Below are 21,418 nucleotides of genomic sequence, written 5' to 3' on the forward strand. Positions count from 1 at the left end.
CCATGAGAGTGGGCATGGTCTGCCCCTACTCCTGGGACGTCCCCGGAGGCGTCATGGCGCACGTCCGCGACCTGTCCGAGGCGCTCATCGAGGACGGCCACCAGGTGTCGGTCATGGCCCCCGCCGCCGAGGACGCGCACCTGCCGTACTACGTCACCAGCGCCGGCCGTGCCGTCCCCGTGCCGTACAACGGGTCGGTGGCCCGGCTCGCCTTCGGGTTCCTGTCCGCGGGCCGGGTGCGGCGGTGGCTCGCCGAGGGACGGTTCGACGTGCTCCACGTGCACGAGCCGTCGGTGCCGTCGGTGGGCCTGCTGGCCTGCTGGGCCGCCGAGGGCCCCATCGTCGCGACGTTCCACGCGTCGTTCCCGCGCTCGCGCGCGCTGTCGGTGTCCGCGCCGGTGCTGCAGACCGCTCTGGAGAAGATCACCGGCCGGATCGCGGTGTCCGACGCGGCGCGCAAGACCCTGGTGGAGCACATCGGCGGGGACGCCGTGCTGATCCCCAACGGCGTCACCGTGGGCCGGTACGCCGAGGCCGAGCCGCTCGAGGGGTGGGGGCCGGACGGCGGCGTGATCGGCTTCCTCGGCCGCATGGACGAGCCGCGCAAGGGCCTGCCGGTGCTGCTCGACGCGTTCACCCGGCTCGCCCCCGAGCGTCCGGGCCTGCGGCTTCTCGTCGCCGGCCCCGGCGACGCCGGCGAGGTCCTCGGCAAGGTCCCCGCGGCGCTGCGCGACCGCGTCGGCGTGCTCGGCATGGTCAGCGAGGAGGACAAGGTCCGCGCCTACCACTCGGTCGACGTGTTCTGCGCACCCAACACCGGCGGCGAGAGCTTCGGCATCGTCCTCGCCGAGGCCATGGCCGCCGGCGCCGCGATCCTCGCCAGCGACATCCCCGCCTTCCGCAAGGTCCTCGGCGACGGCGCCGCCGGCGCGCTGTTCACCACCGGCGACCCGGCGTCCCTCGCCGAAGGCGCCGCCGCGCTCCTCGACGACCCCGCGCGCCGCGCCGGCCTGTCGGAGCAGGCACGCCAGGCGGTGCGCGCGTACGACTGGTCCACCGTGGCCCGCGACGTCGTGCGGGTCTACGAGACCGTCACCGAGGGCACCACCGGCGTGGTCGCCGACGAGGCCCCCCGCGGCCGCGAGGGCTCCGGCTGGCTCGCCGGCACCGGCGCACGCGTCCGCGACACCGTCCGTTCCCGCCTCGGCGGCGCTCCGTGACCACCAGCGTGATCCCGCCGATCTCCGTCCGCTCCCGTCAGGGTGACGCCACATGACCACCCCCGTGGTCGCACCCGTCACCTTCCGCTCCTGTCTCGGTGCCGCCACATGACCACCCCCATGATCCTGCTGGCCGCCGGCCTCGCCGCCGTGCTGCTCGCCGTGTACATCTCCTGGCGGGCCGGACGGCTCGATCGCCTGCACATCCGCCTGGAGAGCGCACGAGAAGCCCTGGACGCCGCGCTGCTGCGCCGCGCGGCGGTCTGCATGGAACTGGCCGCGTCCCGGGTCCTCGACCCCGCGACCAGCCTCCTGCTCGCCGCCGCCACCCACGAGGCGCGGACCGCGGGCCCCGACGAGCGTGAGCACGCCGAGAGCGACCTGTCCCGCGCGCTGCGTGCCGTCGTGGACCAGGACCGCTTCAGGGAACGACTCGCCGAGACCCCGGCGGGACCGGAGCTCCTGGCCGAACTCGACTCGGCCGTCACCAAGGTCATCTACTCCCGCCGCTTCTACAACAACGCCGTCGGCGTCACCCGCCAGGCCCAGCGCCGCTGGCTGGCCCGCACCCTCCGCCTCGCCGGCCACACCGAGTACCCGTCCTACTTCGAGATCGACGACGCCGAACCCACGACCTTCGCCGACCGCTGATCCCTCACCCCCACCGGCGGGACCCGGCGGATTCCGGTCCGGAGTCCACGGATCAGACGGTCACCTCCTCCGCCGTGCCGATCGGCAGCCAACGGAAGCTCTCCCGCACACCGGCAGACGCGCCGGCCAGCGCACGCTCCATCGCCTCGCGGCCCTCCACGAAGTGCCGCCAGCCCTCGTAGTGCACCGGCAGCACGACCGCTCACCTCGATGAGAGTGGTGGGACCACCGATATGGGTGACACGGACACCTGTCATGTGAGGTCTCCCCAGGTAGTGCTTTCGTGATGCCGCGGGTGGACTCGATCCGCCGTCAGGTGAGCGTCGCGCGGACGACCGCGCCGGGTTCGGGGCCGGCCTCGGCGAGCACGGTGGCGTCGCCGGCCCAGATGCCGGAACCGCCGGGTGTGCGGACGTACTCGCCGCCGGCGGGCCCGGCGAAGCTCGCGACGGCCACCGTCACCCCGTGATCGGCGGCGACCCTCCTGGCGCGGTCACCCGGCACGGCCGCGTCCCGCTCGTGCTCGCACACCCCCGCGGCGTAGACGTCGATCCCGAGCGCGACCGTCCTCGCGGCGTGCTCGGGTACACCGGTGTCCTTGCAGACGGCGAGCCCGAGCCGCCAGCCGTCCACCTCCAGCACCGCGGGCTCCGCACCGGGGGTGAACCGCTCCGGTTCGGCGCCGCCGAGGTACAGCTTCCGGTACGCCACCGCGACCCCCGCGCCGTCCACGGCCAGCATCGCGATCCACGCGGCCCCGCCGGCCCCGCCGGCCGGCGCTCCGGCGAGCGCCACCGTCCCCGTCTCCGCGCACGCCTCGACGAGCGGAGACAGCCGCGGATCATCTGGCGGGACGACCGGCGCGTCCAGCTCGTACCCCGTCAGCGACAACTCGGGGAACACCACCACCCTGGCCCGCGCCGCGCGGACCGCCACCGCGTGCGCCACCGCGTTGGCCGCCACGTCCCGCACGGCACATCGCGGCTGCGCGACGGCGATCGTCAAAGGACCTCGCATCAGGCCTCCCGCGCCGGAGAATGCAGGCATCGTACGACCCACGCGATCACGCCGCCGCAAGAGGCGCCGTGAAACCTCTGGCTCCCCGGCGCCGCTGTCCGCGGAGGGTACCGCTCCGTCGCGCCGCCCGGCCGCTCGGCTCAGGGCAGGAGCCGGGCCTGGTGCCGTGCCAGGTGGAACAGCGGCGGATAGGTGAGCCGTGTGCCTGACGAGGTCGGCAGGGCGAAGGCCACCGTCTTGGCCGGCGCGTCCGTGGTGAACGTGGCCGTCCGGTAGGCCCGGCAGTACCCGCCGGAAAGAGCGCGGACCAGCAGCAGCCCCCGGCCGCTCTCGGCGAACAGGTCGGCCGCGGTCAGCGCCGCCTCGCGGTCCAGCATGGCGGGAATCCGGCCGAGACCCGGGTCGGCGTCCACCACCTCGCACCACACCGGCACGGCCGCGACCTCGAAGATCCGCACCTCGTACGGCGGCCTGCCGTGCCGTTCGGCGTTGACGGCGAGCTCGGCCACCGCCAGCTCGGCGTCCTCCACCTCCGCCACGGGAATCCCCCGCTCCCGCAGCGCATCCCGCACCAGCGCGCGGGCCCTCGCCACGACCGATCCCGGCGACGGTGCCGCCACCAGCATGCCGATGTCCAAATGCGCCTCCGCGGTGCGCTGCCGGGGAACCGCCGGCACGGCCGGCCGCCCTCCCGTGACGCGGGACGTCTCCGCCGGACGGCGGGGTGCGGACCACACGTCGGTGCACCTCCCTGATCGAGAACCTGTAGGCGATCCGCCGATCACACTGCCCACCCAGCACCCGCCATGCCTCATCCCCGGCAAAGGAATCCCCTCGGCCGTCCCGGGACGGCCGCGCCGGTGGTGGCTGCGATGATTCGTGCATGGAACACGCACAGGTCCGCGAAGCGGTGGTCACGGGATGGAACGACCATGTTCTGCCGAGCCTGTCGGCTCTGGTGGAGATACCTGCGGTCTCGCCGGCCTATGACGCCGGGTGGGAGGGGAAGGGGCATCTGCGGGCCGCGGTGGACCATGTGCGGGACTGGGTGGAGTCGCGAGGGCTGCCTGGGGTGCGGTGTGAGGTGGTGTGTTTCGAGGGGCGGGCTCCGTTGCTCGTCGTGGACGTGCCGGCCACGGCGGGGGCGGTTTCGCGGGGGACGGCGCTGCTGTACGGGCATCTGGACAAGCAGCCGCCGCTCGGGGACTGGTCGGAGGGGCTCGGGCCGTGGCGGGCGGTGCTGCGGGACGGGCGGCTGTACGGTCGGGGTGCGGTGGACGACGGGTACGCGGGGTACGCGGCGGTGACGGCGCTGGAGGCGGTCCGCGCGGGAGGCGGGGAGCACGCGCGGGTGGTGCTGGTGCTGGAGACCGGGGAGGAGTCGGGAAGCCCGGATCTGCCGGTGTACCTGGAGCGTCTGGCGGAGGGGCTCGGCGAGGTGTCGCTGGTGGTCTGCCTGGACGGCGGCGGCGGGGACTACGAGCGGATGTGGCTGACCACGAGCCTGCGCGGCGTGGTGCAGGCGACCGTCACGGTGCGGGTCCTTGAGACGGCGGCCCACTCGGGGGTCGCGAGCGGCATCGTGCCGAGTTCCTTCCGCGTCATGCGGCGGCTGCTCGACCGGCTGGAGGACGCGGAGACCGGCGAGGTCACCGTCCCCGAGATGAACGTGCCGATCCCGCCTGAGCGGCGCGCGGAGGCCGAGGCGCTCGCCGCGCTGCGGCCGGGAGAGGCCGCGGGCCGGTTCCGGCTGCCGGCCGGCATGCGGCCGGTCTGCGGCGACGAGGTCGAGCTGCTCCTCAACAACACGTGGCGTCCGACGTTGTCGGTGATCGGCGCCGCCGGCCTCCCCGACCCCGCCGTGGCCGGCGCCGTCCTGCGCGCCGCCACGTCCCTGCGCCTGAGCTTCCGCACCCCGCCACCGGTGGACGCCGAGGCCGCCAAGGAGGCGCTGGTGAAGATCCTCACCACCGACGTCCCCTACGGCGCGCAGGTCGAGGTCACCGACTTCCTCCTGCTGAACGGCTGGCAGGCCCCACCTGCCGCGCCGTGGCTGGACACGGCGCTGCGGGACTCCGGCGAGCACGTGTTCGGCGCCGAACCCCGCGGCTTCGCCCTCGGCGGCGGCATCCCGTTCATGGAGATGCTCGGCCGCCGCTACCCCTCCGCGCAGTTCGTCGTCACCGGCGCGCTCGGCGCCGACTCCAACATGCACGTCCCCGACGAATGGCTCAACGTCCCCTTCGCCATGCGGGTCACCGAGGCGGTGGCGCACATCCTGCACGCGCACGCGCGCGCCGGCGTCTAGGGCCGTGACCGGTACGTGAGGCCCGCCGCGGCGTGGGTCGGCCGCGGGTGCGCCGGAGGCGGCCAGGATGCGGAAGATCGGAAGAAGTTCGCGCAGAGCAGGGATCATGCTTGACAGGCATCGGTAAGCTCGTGGCGATTTCCGGCATATCTGGAGGAGTCGTGCCGTGCGCGTGAGTCGGGTGATCGGTGCCGTGGCGGCGGGAACGGCCCTGCTGGTGCCGGTGGTGGCATGTTCGTCGTCGCCGGGAGGAGGGAAGCCGGCGGGGCAGGGGGAGTCGCCGGCGCCGGGGGAGTCGGCCACGCCGGAGGCGGTGCCGGAGCATCCGTTCACGGGGCAACCGGTGGCGGCGCGGAAGCCGGTGCTCGCGGTGAAGATCGAGAACACGGCGGCGGGGAAGCCGCAGCTCGGGTTGCGCAGCGCGGACATCGTGTACGTCGAGCAGGTCGAGGGCGGGCTGACCCGCCTCATGGCGATCTTCTCGTCGAAGCTGCCGCCGAAGGTCGGGCCGGTGCGCAGCGCGCGGATCTCCGATCTGCATCTGCTGCCGATGTACGGCAAGCCGGCGCTCGCGTACTCCGGGGTCCAGACCAAGATGATCCCGCTGGTGCGGGAGGCGTCGCTGTTCGACGTGTCCGACAGCGCGGCGCCGGGGGCCTACTTCCGGCAGCCGGGACGGGTGGCGCCGTACAACCTGTTCGCGAACACACGTGAGCTGCTCGCGGACGCGCCGAAGGCCAGCAAGGCCAAGGACATCGGGTTCGCGTTCGGGGACGCGCCGGTCGGCGGGGTGCCGAAGAAGTCGTTCACCGTGCGGTATCCGGCGGCGCGCTTCACCTTCACCTGGAACGCCGCGCAGAAGCGCTGGCTGGTCTTCCAGGACGGCAAGCGGGACATGGCCGCCGAAGGCGGGCAGCTCGGCGCGCCGACCATCGTGGTGCAGTACGCCAGGACGACCCGCTCGGAGTTCCATGACTTCACCGGCAGCTACACGCCGCTGATCAAGTCCACCGGCACCGGCAAGGCGGTCGTGCTGCGCGACGGGCAGGCGTTCAACGCCAAGTGGTCGCGCGCCTCGGAGAAGGCCGGCACGACGTTCACCACCACGGCGGGGGAGCCGATGACCTTCAGCCGCGGCCAGGTCTGGGTCGTGCTCGCCGCACCGAAGCCGGTGCAGCCCTGACCCGGCGGCCCTGACACGCCGGATCGGGTCTCACTTCCGCACGCCGGTCCGGTTGTGTCCAGGCGGTCCTGAGCGGTCGCGGATCGGCTCCCGCACGCTGGTGCGGTGGTGACCCGGCGGCCCTTGAGCGGTCGCCGCGGCCCGTGAGCTGTGCTCCACCCCTTCTCCTCGGTGCGGTCGGTCGCGGCGGCGCGCCGTTATGGCCAAAGGCCGGGTCCGGTGTCGCCGTACCGGTGTTCGAAGCGCGGAGGGGGGACCGCCTACCATGTGAGCGGAAACCGTTGTCGTGCTCGCGAGGTATGCCCTGTGTCCAGCCACACCCCCGAAGTGAACGACGCCACCGTCACCGGCACGGCCCGCGTGAAGCGCGGGATGGCGGAGATGCTGAAGGGCGGCGTCATCATGGACGTCGTCACGCCGGACCAAGCCAAGATCGCCGAGGACGCCGGCGCGGTCGCCGTCATGGCGCTGGAGCGCGTCCCCGCGGACATCCGCGCCGAAGGCGGCGTGTCCCGCATGAGCGACCCCGACATGATCGACGGCATCATCGAGGCCGTCTCGATCCCGGTCATGGCCAAGGCCCGCATCGGCCACTTCGTCGAGGCCAGGGTGCTCCAGACCATCGGCGTCGACTACGTCGACGAGTCCGAGGTGCTCACCCCGGCCGACGAGGCCAACCACATCGACAAATGGGCCTTCACCGTGCCGTTCGTGTGCGGCGCCACCAACCTCGGTGAGGCGCTGCGCCGCATCGCCGAGGGTGCCGCGATGATCCGCTCCAAGGGTGAGGCCGGCACCGGCAACGTCGTCGAGGCCACCCGGCACATGCGGCAGATCCGCGGCGACATCAAGCGGCTCGCCGCGCTGGACGAGGCCGAGCTGTACGCCGCCGCCAAGGAGCTGCGCGCGCCGTACGAGCTGGTCGCCGAGGTCGCCAAGGCCGGCAAGCTGCCGGTGGTGCTGTTCACGGCGGGTGGCATCGCCACCCCGGCGGACGCCGCCATGATGATGCAGCTCGGCGCCGAAGGTGTGTTCGTGGGCTCCGGCATCTTCAAGTCCGGCGACCCGGCCAAGCGCGCGGCGGCCATCGTGAAGGCCACCACCTTCCACGACGACCCCGACGTCATCGCCAAGGTCTCCCGCGGCCTCGGCGAGGCGATGGTCGGCATCAACCTCGCCACGCTTCCCGACACTGAGCGACTCGCGACCCGCGGCTGGTGATCCCCCGCCGGTGAGCCGACGGCCGGTGATCCGACGGCCGACGACCCGGCCGCCGGTGAGCCGACGGCCGGTGAGTCGACGACTGGTGAGCCGATCGCCGACGATCCGGCCGCCGACGATCCGGCCGCCGACGATCCGGCCGCCGGTGAGCCGGCGCCGATGACCTGGCCGCCGGCGACGCACCTCCGGTGACACGGCGTCACCGGAGGCGTCGTCCGGGCCGGTGACGCACCGCCGCGTGCGGCGGTCCCGGCCCGGTCTTGCCGGACATTCCCGGCATTCTCGAAAACATGGGGTTATCGTCCGTAAATACCCTCAGTGAGCTGGGTGTTGCTATACCTGGGGTTTGCGGTAGGTAGTCGATGATCGTGATGTGATCGACAGGCGATCGTTCTTCGTGCTCGGGCTGGTGTCGGGGATACCGGCCCGGCGTGTGCCGTCCGCCGATCCGTTCACCCTCGGCGTCGCGAGCGGCGACCCCGACCCCGGCGGCTTCGTGCTGTGGACCCGCCTCGCCCCCGTTCCCATGGCGGCGGACGGCTACGGCGGCATGCCGGACACGGCGGTGCAAGTCGAGTGGGAGGTCGCCGCCGACCCCTCGTTCACGCGGGTGATGCGCCGCGGCACCGAGGAGGCCGTGCGCCACTGGGCCCACAGCGTGCACGCCGAGGTCGCCGGCCTCGAACCGGGCCGCGAGTACTGGTACCGCTTCAGGACCGGCCCCTACGTGTCGCCGGTCGGCCACGCACGCACGGCCCCCGCGCCGGGGAGCCCCGTCGGCACAGTCACGATCGCGCTCACCTCGTGCGCCAACTACCAGCACGGCTACTTCACCGCGTACGCGCGCGCCGCCGAGGAGCGGCCCGACCTGATCGTCCACCTCGGCGACTACATCTACGAGTACGGCAAGGGCGAGCACGCTCCTCCCGGCGGCAACGTCCGCGACCACGAGGGCCCCGAGTGCCGCACGCTCGCCGGCTACCGCCGCAGGCACGCGCTGTACAAGACCGACCCCGACCTGCGTGAGGCGCACGCGGCGGCGCCGTGGGTGTCGGTGATGGACGACCACGAGCTGTCCAACAACTGGATGGGGAGGATGACCTCCGGCCGCCGCGCGGCGGCCTTCCGCGCCTACTACGAGCACATGCCGCTGCGCGCCGAGGCGCGGCCCGACGGCCCCCGGATCAGGCTGTACCGGCGGGTGCGCTGGGGGGAGCTGCTGACGCTGCACATGCTGGACACCCGCCAGTACCGCGATCCCCTGCTGTGCGGCGCCGGTTTCCAGACGTGTCCCGCGGCCGACGGCAAGGACCGCACGATCATCGGCGCCGACCAGGAGAAGTGGCTGCTCGACGGTTTCCGCGGTTCGGGGGCCCGCTGGGACCTCATCGGCCAGCAGGTGTTCTTCGGCCACCGCGGCAGGGGTGACGACGACGACGGCGAGGTGGTGCGGCAGGACGCCTGGGACGGCTACTCCGGGTCCCGCACCCGCGTCACCCAGGGCTGGATGGAGGCCGGGGTGCGCAACGCGGTGGTGCTCACCGGCGACGTGCACTCCCACTGGGCCGGGGACCTGGCGCTCGACTACGACGACCCCGGCTCACGGGTGGTCGGGACCGAGCTCGCGGTGACGTCCGTGACCAGCGGCGGCGACGGGCACGGCGGCACCAGGGAACGCGACAGGCTGCTGGCGCGCAACCCGCACCTGCGGTTCCATCTGCGCCGCCGCGGCTACATCCTGCTCAAGATCGACCCGGCCGCGCTCACCGCGTACTTCAAGACCGTGCCGTACGTGCGGCTGCCGGGTGCGCCGGTCAGTGTCGCCGGCACCTTCGCGATCGCCGACCGGATGCCGGGCCTGGTACACCAGCCCTGACCGGTTTGGGGCCGGGTGCGGCTTGGCCGTACCCTTCTGGGACAGCGATCGAGAGGAACACCGGTGACGACTGCGCCGACCATCGGCGTACTCGCCCTGCAGGGCGATGTGCGGGAACACGCGCGGTCTCTTGAGCGCGCCGGCGCCACCGCCGTGGCCGTCCGCAGGCCCGCGGAGCTGGAGGCCGTGGACGCGCTGGTCGTGCCGGGTGGCGAGTCGACCACCATGTGGAAGCTCGCCGAGGCGTTCGAGATGCTGGAACCCCTGCGCATCCGCATCAAGTCGGGCATGCCGACCTTCGGGTCCTGCGCCGGCATGATCATGCTGGCCGACCGCATCGAGGGAGGCGTCGAGGGTCAGCGGACCATCGGCGGCATCGACATGGTGGTGCGCCGCAACGCCTTCGGACGGCAGGTCGACTCCTTCGAGGCCACCCTCGACTTCGCCGCGCGCGGCGAGATCCGCGCGGTCTTCATCCGTGCACCCTGGGTCGAATCGGTCGGCTCGGGTGTTCAGGTGCTGGGCGTGGCCGAACCGGGGGATAGGATCGTCGCTGTCCGGCAGGGACCGCTGCTCGCGACGTCGTTCCACCCCGAGCTTACGGGGGACACGCGGGTCCATTCGTATTTCGTCGAGATGGTGAGGGAGCACTAGCCGATGTCCGGCCACTCCAAATGGGCGACGACGAAGCACAAGAAGGCCGCGCTCGATGCCAAGCGCGGCAAGCTTTTCGCCAAGCTCATCAAGAACATCGAAGTGGCGGCCCGGACCGGCGGACCCGACCCGGACGGCAACCCCACGCTGTACGACGCCATCCAGAAGGCCCGCAAGAGCTCCGTGCCGGTCGAGAACATCGAGCGTGCGCGCAAGCGCGGCGGCGGCCTGGAGGCCGGCGGGTCCGACTGGCAGACGATCATGTACGAGGGGTACGCCCCCGGCGGTGTCGCGGTGCTGATCGAGTGCCTCACCGACAACCGCAACCGCGCCGCCTCCGAGGTCCGCGTCGCCATGACCCGCAACGGCGGCTCCATGGCCGACCCCGGCTCGGTGTCGTACATGTTCAACCGCAAGGGTGTCGTGATCGTCCCCAAGGGCGACCTCGGTGAGGACGACGTGCTGGTGGCCGTCCTCGACGCCGGCGCCGAGGAGGTCAACGACATCGGCGAGTCCTTCGAGGTGGTCGCGGAGGCCGGCGACCTGGTGCCGGTGCGCAAGGCCCTGCAGGACGCCGGCATCGACTACGACTCCGCCGAGAGCAGCTTCCTGCCGACGCTGAGCGTGCCGCTCGACGAGGACGCCGCACGCAAGGTGTTCCGCCTCATCGAGGCGCTGGAGGACAGCGACGACGTGCAGAACGTCTACGCCAACTTCGACGTCAGCGACGACGTCCTCGCCAAGCTCGACTGACCCCGCGGGCCGGCGCACCGTCACCGGGCCGGTTTCACGGCCGGTGAGGACGTTTCGCCGAGCCGGACCGGCCCCGCGGACCGTCGCCGGGCCGGTTCCGAGGTCCTCGCCAAGCCGAACGGACCCTGCGGGTCCAGGGGAAAACCACTGGACCCGGCCTCGTGGCGGCCCGTAGGTTGTGCCGTCGTGGAGATTCGCGACCTGACCGAGGACGACCTCGGCGCCGTGCTCGACTGCAGGACCCGTGCGTTCGGGCCGTTGTCGGGGGACGACGTCAGGTCGTGGCGCACCGTGGTCACACCACTGTTCGCCGAGGGCCGCTACCTCGGCGTGTTCGACGGCACCCGCCTCACGGGGGCGGGCAGGATCAACGACTTCGTCCAGTGGTGGCACGGCCGGCCGATCCCCATGGGGGGCATCGCGGGGATCACGGTGGCGCCTGAGGACCGGGGCCGGGGGGTCGGCCGCGCGCTGATGCGCGCGCTGCTCGACCGGTGCGCCGGCCTCGGCTACCACGTCTCCGCGCTGTACCCGGCCACCACGCCGCTGTACCGCGGTCTCGGCTGGGAGCACGCCGGTGGCCGGTACCGCGTCAAGCTGCCGGCCGAGGCGCTGCGCACGCTGCTGCGCGACCGCTCGGAACCGGGTACGCCGCTGCGCCGGATCACCCCGGACGACGCTCCCGAGATCGGCAAGGTGCTCGGCCGCGTCCTCGGTGCGGCCCGCGCGTCGGGGCCGCTGGCGTGGGAGGAACGGCTGGTACGTCACTGGCTGGACGACGACTCCGAGTACGGCTACCTCGCCGACGACGGCTACGTCGTGTACAGCTGGGACGGCGGTGACCTGGACGTCGACAACCTCGTCGCCGGCTCCGAGGCCACCGCGCGGGCCCTGTGGTCGCTGGTCGGCTCCTCCTCCTCGGTGGCCCGCACGGTCACCGCCACCGTCGAGCCCTCCGACCCGCTGCTGTGGCTGCTGCGTGAGCGCAAGGACGAGCACGTCACGATCACGCGGTGGATGTTCCGCCTCGTCGACCTGCCGGCCGCCGTCGCCGCGCGCGGCTACCCCGACCCGGTGACCGCCGAGACCGTCGTCGAGGTGGACGACCCCGAGCGGCCCGCCAACTCCGGCGCCTGGCTGCTCTCGGCCGCCGGGGGCGCCGCCTCCGCGACCCGGGTCCCCGCGGGGGGCCACGCGGCGCCGCGCCTCACGATCAACGGCATGTCCGCGCTGTTCGCCGGCGTGCCGGTCGCCACGCTGCGCCGCGCGGGCCTGCTGACCGGCGGCACCCCGCGGACCGACGAGACCCTCGCGGCGCTGTTCGCCGCCGAGCCCTACCTGCTCGACTACTTCTGATCCGCTTCTTGCGGCTTCGTACGGAAATCCGGTGCCGCACCGGGAGGCGGTGCGTGCGCGGGACCCCCGATAGGGGTACAGTCTTGCGCCGAACAGGTGTTCGGCAGGCGGGAGGCGGGGCTGGTGCGGCTGCCGGAGCTGCGGGTGATGGGGGTCGATCCCGGGCTGACACGGTGCGGCCTCGGCGCCGTCGAGGGCCGGGCCGGCGCGCCGCTCACCCTGGTCAAGGTCGGGGTGGCGCGCACACCGGCGGGGCACGACATCGGCGCGCGGCTCGTGGCCATCGAGGCCGAGATCGAGCGCTGGCTCGACGATGTGCGGCCCCACGCCGTCGCGGTGGAGCGCGTCTTCAGCCAGAGCAACCTGCGCACGGTCATGGGCACCGCTCAGGCGTCCGCCGTCGCCATCGTCTGCGCCTCCCGCCGCGGGCTCCCCGTGGCGCTGCACACGCCGTCCGAGGTCAAGGCCGCGATCACCGGGTACGGCAACGCCGACAAGGCCCAGATCGGCGCCATGGTGACCCGCCTGCTGCGCCTGCCGGCCATGCCGAAACCCGCCGACGCGGCCGACGCGCTGGCCCTCGCCATCTGCCACATCTGGCGCGGGGGCCCCCAGAACCGCCTCGCCGAGGCCATCGCCAAGGCGCGCTCACGCGGCGGCGGCCCCGTCCCGCGGATCGGCGCGGCCCACGGCGACGAGACCGGCCAGATCCACGGATCCACCGACGAGACCGGGGAAGAGGTGACCGGATGATCGCGTCCGTCGCGGGCCGGGTGGCGGCACTCGGGCCGGACTCGGCGGTGGTGGAGGTCGGCGGCGTCGGCGTCCTGGTGCACTGCGCACCCGGCACCCTCGCCGGGCTCCGGGTGGGCGAGCAGGGCCGCCTGTCCACGTCCCTGGTGGTCCGCGAGGAGTCGCTGACGTTGTACGGCTTCGCCTCCGACGACGAGCGCCTGGTCTTCGAGATGCTGCAGACCGCCTCAGGTGTCGGCCCGAGGCTCGCGCTGGCCATGCTCGCCGTGCACTCCCCGAACGCTCTGCGGGTCGCCGTGGCGAGCGCCGACGTCAAGACCCTCACCATGGTCCCCGGCATCGGCCAGAAAGGCGCGCAGCGCATCATCCTGGAGCTGAAGGACAAACTCGGCACACCGGCGGAGTCCGTCGACGCCGCGCTGAACGGCCGTCCCGGCCCCGCTCTGTGGCGCGACCAGGTCCACGCGGCCCTCGTCGGCCTCGGCTACTCGGCCAGGGACGCCGACGAGGCCGTCGCCGTCGTCTCCGCCGAGGCCGACGCCGCCACCGCCGAGGGCCGCGTCCCCGCCGTGGCCGTCCTGCTGAAGTCCGCGTTGCGGGCCCTGAGCGTGAGATAGGGGAGCGATGAGCCTGGGACGCGACCTGGTGTCGCCGGACGCCGAGGGGGACGAGCAGGCGATCGAGTCGGCGCTGCGGCCGAAGCGGCTCGCCGAGTTCATCGGGCAGGGGCGGGTGCGCGAACAGTTGTCGCTGGTGCTGGAGAGCGCGGTGCGGCGGGAGCGGTCGCCGGACCACGTGCTGATGAGCGGCGCGCCGGGGCTCGGCAAGACCACCCTCGCCATGATCATCGCAGCCGAGCTCGGCGCGCCGTTGCGGCTGACCTCGGGTCCCGCGCTCGAACGAGCCGGCGATCTCGCGGCGATCCTGTCCACGTTGTCGGAGGGCGAGGTGCTGTTCGTGGACGAGATCCACCGCATGGCCCGGCCCGCCGAGGAGATGCTGTACCTCGCCATGGAGGACTTCCGGGTCGACATCGTGGTCGGCAAGGGCCCGGGGGCCACCGCGATCCCTCTGGAGATCGCGCCGTTCACGCTGGTCGGCGCCACCACACGTGCGGGCCTGCTGCCGGCGCCGCTGCGCGACCGCTTCGGTTTCGTCGCGCACATGGACTTCTACGAGGCCGAGGAGCTGGAGCAGGTGCTGCACCGCTCCGCGCGCCTGCTGTCGCTCGACCTTCCCCCCGAAGGCGCCACCGAGATCGCGCGCCGCTCCCGCGGCACGCCGCGCATCGCCAACCGCCTGCTGCGCCGCGTCCGCGACTTCGCCGAGGTCCGCACCGGCGGCGTCATCACCCGCGAGGTCGCCTCCGCCGCGCTCGACCTGTACGAGGTGGACGGCGAGGGCCTGGACCGCCTCGACCGCGCGGTCCTCGGCGCGCTGCTGCGCAAGTTCGGCGGCGGCCCGGTCGGCCTGTCCACCCTCGCGGTCGCCGTCGGCGAGGAACCCGAGACCGTCGAGGTGGTCGCCGAGCCGTTCCTGGTGCGCCAGGGCCTGCTGGCCCGCACGCCACGCGGCAGGGTCGCCACCGCGGCCGCGTGGGCCCACCTGGGCCTCACCCCGCCTCCCGACGCCTTCGGCGCCGCGCCGACCCTGTTCGGCGGCACGGCTTCCTGAAGCGGCCGTTTCCTGACAGGCGGGTTTACAGCGGCCCTCGGGACCTTCGTTGCACAAGAGGACACAGGGGGCGGTGAAATCCGGGAGAGCGGCGAGAGATCCGTCTCACAGTGGGTACGTGTGCTGGTGGAGGGGCTCGAACTGAAACTTTCAAATCAACCGTATGGGCCGGTCACAGATCGGTGACAACGGGAACTTTCCCGTGTGCCGGTTCGTGGGGTCGTTGCCGGGCTTTGACAAGCTCGCCTAAACTCCGTGGCTTGGCTGCATGTGTACGCTGAGACGCTCGGCGCTCGTGCCGTCCGCCGCCAGACCTCCGGTCGCAGGCCGGTCAGTTCATTAACCGGAAGGAAGCCCCCGTGCAGGGCCTTGGATCTTTCTTGCCACTGATCTTGTTGGTCGTGGTCTTCTACTTCCTGCTCATCCGCCCGCAGCGCAAGCGGCAGCAGGAGCAGCTCCAGATGCAGAACAGCCTGGTGCCGGGCACGCGCGTCATGACCACGACCGGTCTGTTCGCCACGGTGGTCGCGCTCCAGGACGACGACCTGGTCCTGGAGATCGCTCCCGGTGTGGAGACCCTCTGGATCAAGGGTGCCATCGGCCGCGTGGTGACGCCGGTCGAGGAGGAGACGGTGGACAATGGTGACGGTGTACAGGACACCGTGGCCGGCGACCCGATCGGCGACCCCATCAAGGAGGCCGACCACGGCGCGAACGAAGGTTCGGCCGACAAGAAGTCCTGATTAGGCTCATCGCAAACCCCTTGACGAAAGAACTGACCACCAGTGGCCCGATCGACCAGTAGCCAAAGCAGGCCGGGACGCACACTCCTGGCGCTGCTGGCGCTCATCCTCGCCATGGGCGCGGCGATGTTCCTGCAGAAGGCGCTCACCCCCAAGTACGGCCTCGACCTGGCCGGCGGCACGACCGTGACGCTCTCCCCGGTCACCCAGGACGGCAAGACTCCCACGCAGGAGAGTCTCGACCTGGCCGTCAACATCATCCGCGACCGGGTGAACGGCACCGGCATCTCCGACGCCGAGGTCGCCAAGTCGGGTGACAACATCGTCATCTCCGTGCCGGGAGCGGGCCAGGAGGAGGTCGTCAAGAAGGTCGGCACCACCGCCGAGCTGCGTTTCCGCCAGGTGCTCGCGTGGGCCCCGGCCAACGCCGTGCCGGGCAAGATGCCGACCGCCCCCGCCACGCCGGGTGCCTCGGGCACGCCGGAGCCGTCCTCCACCGCCAAGCCCGCGCCGTCCTCGACGGCCAAGCCCGCGCCGAGCGGCACCCCCGCGGGCCGCGCGCTGTCGTCGGCGCTGACCGCGCCGAGCCCCGGCGCCACCCCGTCGGCGTCCGCCTCGGCCGCGCCGTCCGCCAAGGCGACCCCGGCGCCGAGCGCGCCGGCGAGCGAGCCGCCGCCCGCCGAGCAGGACCCGCTCGCCGGCGTCGACACCTCCGGAGTCGACCCGGCCGTCCTCGCGCAGTTCCGCACCCTGGACTGCACCAAGAAGGACATCGGCCAAGGCGTGCAGGACGACCCCGACAAGCAGTTCGTCGCGTGCAGCCAGGACCGCACCGCCAAGTACGTCCTCGACAAGGCCGCCGTCAAGGGCACCGAGGTGTCCGGGGCCAGCGCCGGCGTGGACCCGACCACCGGTGAGTGGATCGTCCAGGTCACGTTCAAGAGCAAGGGTGCCAGCCAGTTCTCGCAGATCACCGGTGCGATCACCAGCCAGCCCGAGCCGCGCAACCAGCTCGCGATGGTGCTGGACGGCCTGGTCATCTCCTCGCCGCGCATCGAGGAGGCCATCCCCGGCGGTCAGGCGCGCATCTCCGGCAGCTTCACCCAGGTGACGGCGACCGACCTCGCCGACCAGCTCAAGTACGGCGCGCTGCCGCTGAAGTTCGTGCAGAGCTCCATCGAGGAGGTCTCCTCGACGCTCGGCGCCGACCAGCTGCGCGGCGGCCTGCTCGCCGGCGCGTTCGGCCTCGCGCTGGTGGTTCTCTACTGTCTGCTGTACTACCGCGGGCTCGGCCTGGTCGCGGTGGCGAGCCTCGTGGTGGCCACCGTCCTGACCTACGCGTCGGTCGTCATCCTCGGCCACAACGCCGGCTTCCGCCTGTCGCTGCCGCACATCATCGGCCTGGTGGTGTCGATCGGCATCACGGCCGACTCCTTCATCGTCTACTTCGAACGCATACGTGACGAGATGAAGGAAGGCAGGCGCTCGCTGCGGGTCGCCGTCGAGGTGGCCTGGGTGCGCGCGCGCCGCACGATTTTGATCGCCGACGCGGTCATGTTCATCGCGGCCGTCGTGCTGTACTTCCTGGCCGTCGGCGGCGTCGCCGGCTTCGCGTTCGCCATGGGGCTCACGACGCTGATCGACATCGCGGTGGTGTTCCTGTTCACCAAGCCGTTCGTCGCCATGCTCGCCCGCCTCAAGTTCTTCGCCAAGGGACACAAGCTCTCCGGCCTGGACTCCGAGCGCATGAGCCAGCACGTCCCCGTCACCGCCCCCACGACCGTCACACAGGAGGGCTGATGTCGGCCATCGGTAGACTCGGACGCCGCCTGTACCGCGGCGAGGTCGACATCGACTTCGTCGGCCGGTACAAGCTGTGGTCCATCCTGTCCGGCGCGTTGCTGCTGGTCTCGGTGCTCGGCCTGCTCATCCAGGGCCTCAACCTCGGAGTCGAGTTCAAGGGCGGCTCGGTCTTCAGCTTCACCAAGCCCCCGTCGTCCAGCATCCAGGAAGTGCGGTCGACGTTCGAGGAGGCCGGCGTCCACCAGGTCATCGTGCAGGAGGCCGGTCCGCGCTGGCGGGTCACCACCGAGACCATGCCGGCCGCCGAGGTGACCCGGGTGCAGAACACCGTCTCGTCGGAGTTCGGCATCCCCGGCAACCAGATCAGCAAGCAGATCATCGGCGCCACCTGGGGTGGTGAGGTGCTCAACAAGGCCGTCATCGGCCTGATCGTGTTCATGATCGCGATCATCCTGTACCTCACGATGGCCTTCGAGTGGAAGATGGCGATGGCCGCGGTCGTCGCACTGCTCCACGACCTGGTCATCACCGCCGGCGTGTACGCCTGGTCGGGCTTCGAGGTCACCCCGGCGACGATGCTGGGCTTCCTGACGATCCTCGGATACTCGTTGTACGACGCGGTCGTGGTGTTCGACATGATCAAGGAGGTCACGGCCAAGCTCGGCACGGCCTCCAAGATGACCTACACGGAGGCCGCCAACAACGCGCTCAACCACACGCTGATCCGGTCGCTGAACACCACACTGGTCGCCATCCTCCCGGTGGCCGCGATCCTGTTCATCGGCACCACGCTGCTCGGCGCCGGCACGCTGAAGGACCTGGCGCTCGCGCTGTTCGTCGGCATGCTCGTCGGCACCTACTCCTCGCTGTGCGTCGCGACACCGCTGCTGGTCCTGCTCAAGGAGCGGGAGCCCAAGTGGACGGCCCTCGCCAAGCGGCTCCAGGCGCAGCGCCGCGGCGCCGTCAAGGACGCCCTCGTCAAGGGCGCGGTCCCGGCCGCCGCCACTTCCTCCGCCAAGGCCGGGGGCGGTACGGTCGCCACGGCCAAACGGAAGAAGCGCTAGCCGAAGTCACCCGCGGCGCCCTCGTGATCCGTGCGGATCGCGGGGGCGCTTCGCGGTGCAGGAAGGGAACCTTCATGCAGGACCTCTCCGACCTGATCCTCTCCCGGATCCGCGACGTGTCGGACTACCCCAAGCCCGGCATCGTGTTCAAGGACATCACACCGCTGCTCGCCGACCACGTGGCGTTCACCGCCGTGGTGGAGGCCCTGGCCGACGGACTGGACGTCGACAAGGTCGTCGGCATCGAGGCCCGCGGCTTCATCCTGGCCGCTCCGGTGGCCCTGCGGGCCGGCGCGGGGTTCGTCCCGGTGCGCAAGAAGGGCAAGCTGCCGGCGCAGACGCTGGAGGCCTCCTACGACCTGGAGTACGGCTCCGCCGTCATCGAGGTCCACCGCGACGCCTTCGAGCCCGGTGACCGCGTGCTGATCGTGGACGACGTGCTCGCCACCGGCGGCACCGCCGCGGCGGCCGTCGAGCTGGTCGGCCGGGCCGGCGCCGAGGTGGTCGGGGTGTCCATGCTGATGGAGCTGAGCTTCCTGAAGGGCCGCGAGCGGCTCGGCCATCCGGCCCTGCGCGCGCTTGTGGCCCTCTGAACGGGTCCCCGCACGGAAGTCCGGTATCTCCGGCGTGGATACACTGGGGCATCTGGACTCGACGTGAGGGAGTCTGAGTGCCCCGTGACATGACCGTTCCCGGCGTGGCCGACACCCCAGAGCCGGTTTCCACGCCGGCGGGCGACGCGGGTACGGCCATGTCCGCGAGCACGGAGGAGAAACCGGCGCCTGCCGTACGCCGCAGGTTGTCCCGGTTCGGGGGCCAGTGGGGTGGCGCGATGAATCCGGTTCTGGAACCACTGTTCAAGACGGTCCGTGCCACACACCCGAAGGCGGACCTACGGCTGATCGAGCGGGCCTACGACGTCGCGGCCTTCCACCACCGCGACCAGAAGCGCAAGAGCGGCGACCCCTACATCACCCATCCCCTCGCGGTCGCCACCATCCTCGCCGAGCTCGGCACCGACGACGAGACGCTGTGCGCCGCACTGCTCCACGACACCGTCGAGGACACCGCCTACGGCCTGGACGAGCTCGGCAAGGACTTCGGCGACAACATCGCGCTGCTGGTCGACGGCGTCACCAAGCTGGACAAGGTCAAGTTCGGTGACGCCGCGCAGGCCGAGACCGTGCGCAAGATGGTCGTCGCGATGTCCCGCGACATCCGGGTGCTGGTCATCAAGCTCGCCGACCGGCTGCACAACATGCGCACCCTGCGCTACCTGCCGCGGCACAAGCAGGAGCAGAAGGCCCGTGAGACGCTGGAGATCTTCGCGCCGCTGGCCCACCGGCTCGGCATGAACACCATCAAGTGGGAGCTCGAGGACCTCGCGTTCGGCATGCTCTACCCCAAGCGGTACGACGAGATCGCGCGCATGGTGTCCGAGCGCGCCCCACGCCGCGACCTGTTCCTGCAGGAGGTCATCGAGAAGGTCGCCGCCGACCTGCGCGAGGCCAAGATCAGGGCCGCGGTGAAGGGCCGTCCCAAGCACTACTACTCGATCTACCAGAAGATGATCGCGCGCGAGGTCGCGTTCGACGACATCTACGACCTGGTCGGCATCAGGGTGCTGGTCGACACGGTCCGCGACTGCTACGCGGCACTCGGCACCATCCACGCGCGGTGGAACCCGGTCCCCGGCCGGTTCAAGGACTACATCGCGATGCCGAAGTTCAACATGTACCAGTCGCTGCACACCACGGTCATCGGACCCGAGGGCAAGCCGGTCGAGCTGCAGATCCGCACCCGCGCCATGCACCACCGCGCCGAGTACGGCGTCGCCGCGCACTGGAAGTACAAAGAGGAGATGGGGGCCAGCGGCCCGGCCGGCGCGCGCATGAAGGCCGCCGGCGACATGGCGTGGCTGCGCCAGCTCCTCGACTGGCAGAAGGAGACGTCCGACCCGGGGGAGTTCCTGGAGTCGCTGCGGTTCGACCTCTCGGTGTCGGAGGTCTTCGTCTTCACCCCGCGCGGCCAGGTGATCGCACTGCCGGAAGGCGCCACACCGGTCGACTTCGCCTACGCCGTGCACACCGAGGTCGGCCACCGGTGCATCGGCGCGCGCGTGAACGGCCGCCTGGTGCCGCTGGAGTCGCGGCTGAGCAACGGCGACGCGGTCGAGATCTTCACGTCCAAGTCGCCGGACGCCGGGCCGTCCCGCGACTGGCTGAAGTTCGTCAAGAGCGGCCGGGCCCGCAACAAGATCCGGCAGTGGTTCTCCAAGGAGCGCCGCGAGACCGCGATCGAGGCCGGCAAGGAGGCCATCGGCCGCGCCATGCGCAAGCAGGGCCTGCCGTTGCAGCGCCTGATGTCCGGAGAGAGCCTCCTGGCGCTCGCCAGGGACCTGCGCTACCCCGACGTCTCGGCGCTGTACGCGGCCGTCGGAGAGGGCCACACAGGGGCTCAGTCGGTCGTCGAGAAGCTCGTGCAGTCACTCGGCGGCGTCGAAGGCGCCGAGGAGGACATCGCCGAGGCCGCCGTCCCCACCCGCCTGCGCGGCCGCCCCCGCAGCGGCACCAACGCCGGCGTGATCGTCGCCGGCGACTCCGACGTGTGGGTGCGCCTGTCCCGCTGCTGCACCCCCGTCCCGGGAGACGCCATCGTCGGTTTCGTCACCCGCGGCCACGGCGTGTCGGTACACCGCGACAACTGCCCCAACATCGAGCAACTACGCACCGAACCCGACCGCCTGGTCGAGGTCACCTGGTCGCCGAGCGACGACTCGGTGTTCCTCGTCGCCATCCAGGTCGAGGCCCTCGACCGCCCCCGCCTGCTGTCCGACGTGACCCGCACGCTGTCCGACCAGCACGTCAACATCTTGTCGGCCTCGGTGACCACCGCACGTGACCGCACCGCCGTCAGCAAGTTCACCTTCGAGATGGGTGACCCGAAACACCTCGGCCACGTCCTGAAGGCCGTACGCAACATCCCCGGCGTCTACGACGTCTACCGCGTGACCAACTGACCTCCGGTTCTGCGGGTCGTGCGCGATATCCCGGGTGTGTGTGAGGTCTACCGTGTGACGGGCTGGCCTTTGGTCTTGAGGGTGGTGGGGATATCCCGGGTGCGTACGACGTCTACCGCCTGA

General features: G+C 71.6%; 20 protein-coding genes. 17 read left to right on the forward strand and 3 right to left on the reverse strand.

Going from position 1 to position 21,418, the window contains the following annotated elements:
- Positions 1 to 2 precede the first annotated feature (2 nt).
- Together BJ992_RS14115 and BJ992_RS14120 are read left to right on the forward strand one after the other, a co-directional pair.
- Complete coding sequence (locus BJ992_RS14115) at positions 3 to 1,220, forward strand: glycosyltransferase family 4 protein (RefSeq protein WP_184981118.1); 1,218 nt, start codon at positions 3 to 5, stop codon at positions 1,218 to 1,220.
- 108 nt (positions 1,221 to 1,328) lie between these two features.
- A complete protein-coding gene (locus BJ992_RS14120; RefSeq protein ID WP_184981120.1) occupies positions 1,329 to 1,871 on the forward strand; it encodes a LemA family protein in 543 nt (180 codons plus the stop codon).
- A gap of 52 nt (positions 1,872 to 1,923) precedes the next feature.
- Here the strand turns inward: BJ992_RS14120 and BJ992_RS14125 are convergent, their stop codons facing one another.
- The 3 genes from BJ992_RS14125 to BJ992_RS14135 form a co-directional block, all read right to left on the reverse strand.
- Positions 1,924 to 2,067 carry a hypothetical protein gene (locus tag BJ992_RS14125; protein ID WP_184981122.1) on the reverse strand — a complete coding sequence of 48 codons (144 nt, stop codon included), beginning with the start codon at positions 2,065 to 2,067 and terminating at the stop codon, positions 1,924 to 1,926.
- 116 nt (positions 2,068 to 2,183) lie between these two features.
- A complete protein-coding gene (locus BJ992_RS14130) occupies positions 2,184 to 2,888 on the reverse strand; it encodes a carbon-nitrogen hydrolase family protein (protein WP_184981124.1) in 705 nt (234 codons plus the stop codon).
- A 140-nt stretch (positions 2,889 to 3,028) separates the two neighbouring features.
- A complete protein-coding gene (locus BJ992_RS14135; RefSeq protein WP_184981126.1) occupies positions 3,029 to 3,565 on the reverse strand; it encodes an ATP-binding protein in 537 nt (178 codons plus the stop codon).
- Positions 3,566 to 3,771: 206 nt separating this feature from the next.
- On the opposite strand from BJ992_RS14135, the gene BJ992_RS14140 reads away from it, so the two are divergent.
- The 15 genes from BJ992_RS14140 to BJ992_RS14210 all read left to right on the forward strand — a co-directional run bounded on the left by BJ992_RS14140 (position 3,772) and on the right by BJ992_RS14210 (position 21,295).
- Positions 3,772 to 5,196, forward strand: coding sequence for a M20/M25/M40 family metallo-hydrolase (locus BJ992_RS14140; RefSeq protein ID WP_184981128.1), 1,425 nt, complete (start codon positions 3,772 to 3,774; stop codon positions 5,194 to 5,196).
- Positions 5,197 to 5,362: 166 nt separating this feature from the next.
- The gene (locus tag BJ992_RS14145) at positions 5,363 to 6,379 is read left to right on the forward strand and encodes a DUF3048 domain-containing protein (RefSeq protein WP_184981130.1); all 1,017 of its coding nucleotides are present in this window, start codon (positions 5,363 to 5,365) and stop codon (positions 6,377 to 6,379) included.
- Positions 6,380 to 6,685: 306 nt separating this feature from the next.
- Positions 6,686 to 7,600 (forward strand): pyridoxal 5'-phosphate synthase lyase subunit PdxS, encoded by a 915-nt coding sequence (pdxS, locus tag BJ992_RS14150; protein WP_425503665.1) that lies wholly within the window; start codon positions 6,686 to 6,688, stop codon positions 7,598 to 7,600.
- Between the two features lie 373 nt (positions 7,601 to 7,973).
- Positions 7,974 to 9,476, forward strand: a complete 1,503-nt coding sequence (locus tag BJ992_RS14155; RefSeq protein WP_184981131.1) for an alkaline phosphatase D family protein — start codon at positions 7,974 to 7,976, stop codon at positions 9,474 to 9,476.
- A 63-nt stretch (positions 9,477 to 9,539) separates the two neighbouring features.
- Positions 9,540 to 10,130, forward strand: coding sequence for a pyridoxal 5'-phosphate synthase glutaminase subunit PdxT (pdxT, locus tag BJ992_RS14160; RefSeq protein WP_184981133.1), 591 nt, complete (start codon positions 9,540 to 9,542; stop codon positions 10,128 to 10,130).
- Positions 10,131 to 10,133: 3 nt separating this feature from the next.
- Positions 10,134 to 10,883: a YebC/PmpR family DNA-binding transcriptional regulator gene (locus BJ992_RS14165; RefSeq protein ID WP_184981136.1), complete on the forward strand. Its 750-nt coding sequence runs from the start codon at positions 10,134 to 10,136 to the stop codon at positions 10,881 to 10,883.
- Between the two features lie 186 nt (positions 10,884 to 11,069).
- Positions 11,070 to 12,239, forward strand: coding sequence for a GNAT family N-acetyltransferase (locus tag BJ992_RS14170; protein ID WP_184981138.1), 1,170 nt, complete (start codon positions 11,070 to 11,072; stop codon positions 12,237 to 12,239).
- A 138-nt stretch (positions 12,240 to 12,377) separates the two neighbouring features.
- Complete coding sequence (gene ruvC / locus BJ992_RS14175; RefSeq protein WP_184988048.1) at positions 12,378 to 12,992, forward strand: crossover junction endodeoxyribonuclease RuvC; 615 nt, start codon at positions 12,378 to 12,380, stop codon at positions 12,990 to 12,992.
- Positions 12,989 to 13,609, forward strand: a complete 621-nt coding sequence (gene ruvA / locus BJ992_RS14180) for a Holliday junction branch migration protein RuvA (protein ID WP_184981140.1) — start codon at positions 12,989 to 12,991, stop codon at positions 13,607 to 13,609. Before ruvC ends, ruvA begins: the two co-directional genes overlap by 4 nt.
- Positions 13,610 to 13,616: 7 nt before the next feature.
- Positions 13,617 to 14,666 carry a Holliday junction branch migration DNA helicase RuvB gene (gene ruvB, locus BJ992_RS14185; protein ID WP_184981142.1) on the forward strand — a complete coding sequence of 350 codons (1,050 nt, stop codon included), beginning with the start codon at positions 13,617 to 13,619 and terminating at the stop codon, positions 14,664 to 14,666.
- 380 nt (positions 14,667 to 15,046) lie between these two features.
- Positions 15,047 to 15,409 carry a preprotein translocase subunit YajC gene (gene yajC, locus BJ992_RS14190; RefSeq protein WP_221474809.1) on the forward strand — a complete coding sequence of 121 codons (363 nt, stop codon included), beginning with the start codon at positions 15,047 to 15,049 and terminating at the stop codon, positions 15,407 to 15,409.
- Positions 15,410 to 15,451: 42 nt separating this feature from the next.
- The gene (gene secD / locus BJ992_RS14195) at positions 15,452 to 17,209 is read left to right on the forward strand and encodes a protein translocase subunit SecD (protein WP_343072651.1); all 1,758 of its coding nucleotides are present in this window, start codon (positions 15,452 to 15,454) and stop codon (positions 17,207 to 17,209) included.
- Complete coding sequence (gene secF / locus BJ992_RS14200; RefSeq protein ID WP_184981147.1) at positions 17,209 to 18,276, forward strand: protein translocase subunit SecF; 1,068 nt, start codon at positions 17,209 to 17,211, stop codon at positions 18,274 to 18,276. Before secD ends, secF begins: the two co-directional genes overlap by 1 nt.
- A 74-nt stretch (positions 18,277 to 18,350) precedes the next feature.
- A complete protein-coding gene (locus tag BJ992_RS14205; protein ID WP_184981149.1) occupies positions 18,351 to 18,869 on the forward strand; it encodes an adenine phosphoribosyltransferase in 519 nt (172 codons plus the stop codon).
- 239 nt (positions 18,870 to 19,108) lie between these two features.
- The gene (locus BJ992_RS14210) at positions 19,109 to 21,295 is read left to right on the forward strand and encodes a RelA/SpoT family protein (RefSeq protein WP_425503727.1); all 2,187 of its coding nucleotides are present in this window, start codon (positions 19,109 to 19,111) and stop codon (positions 21,293 to 21,295) included.
- The last annotated feature ends 123 nt before the right edge of the window (positions 21,296 to 21,418 follow it).

This window comes from Sphaerisporangium rubeum (genome assembly GCF_014207705.1).
Classification (GTDB): Bacteria; Actinomycetota; Actinomycetes; order Streptosporangiales; family Streptosporangiaceae; genus Sphaerisporangium; species Sphaerisporangium rubeum.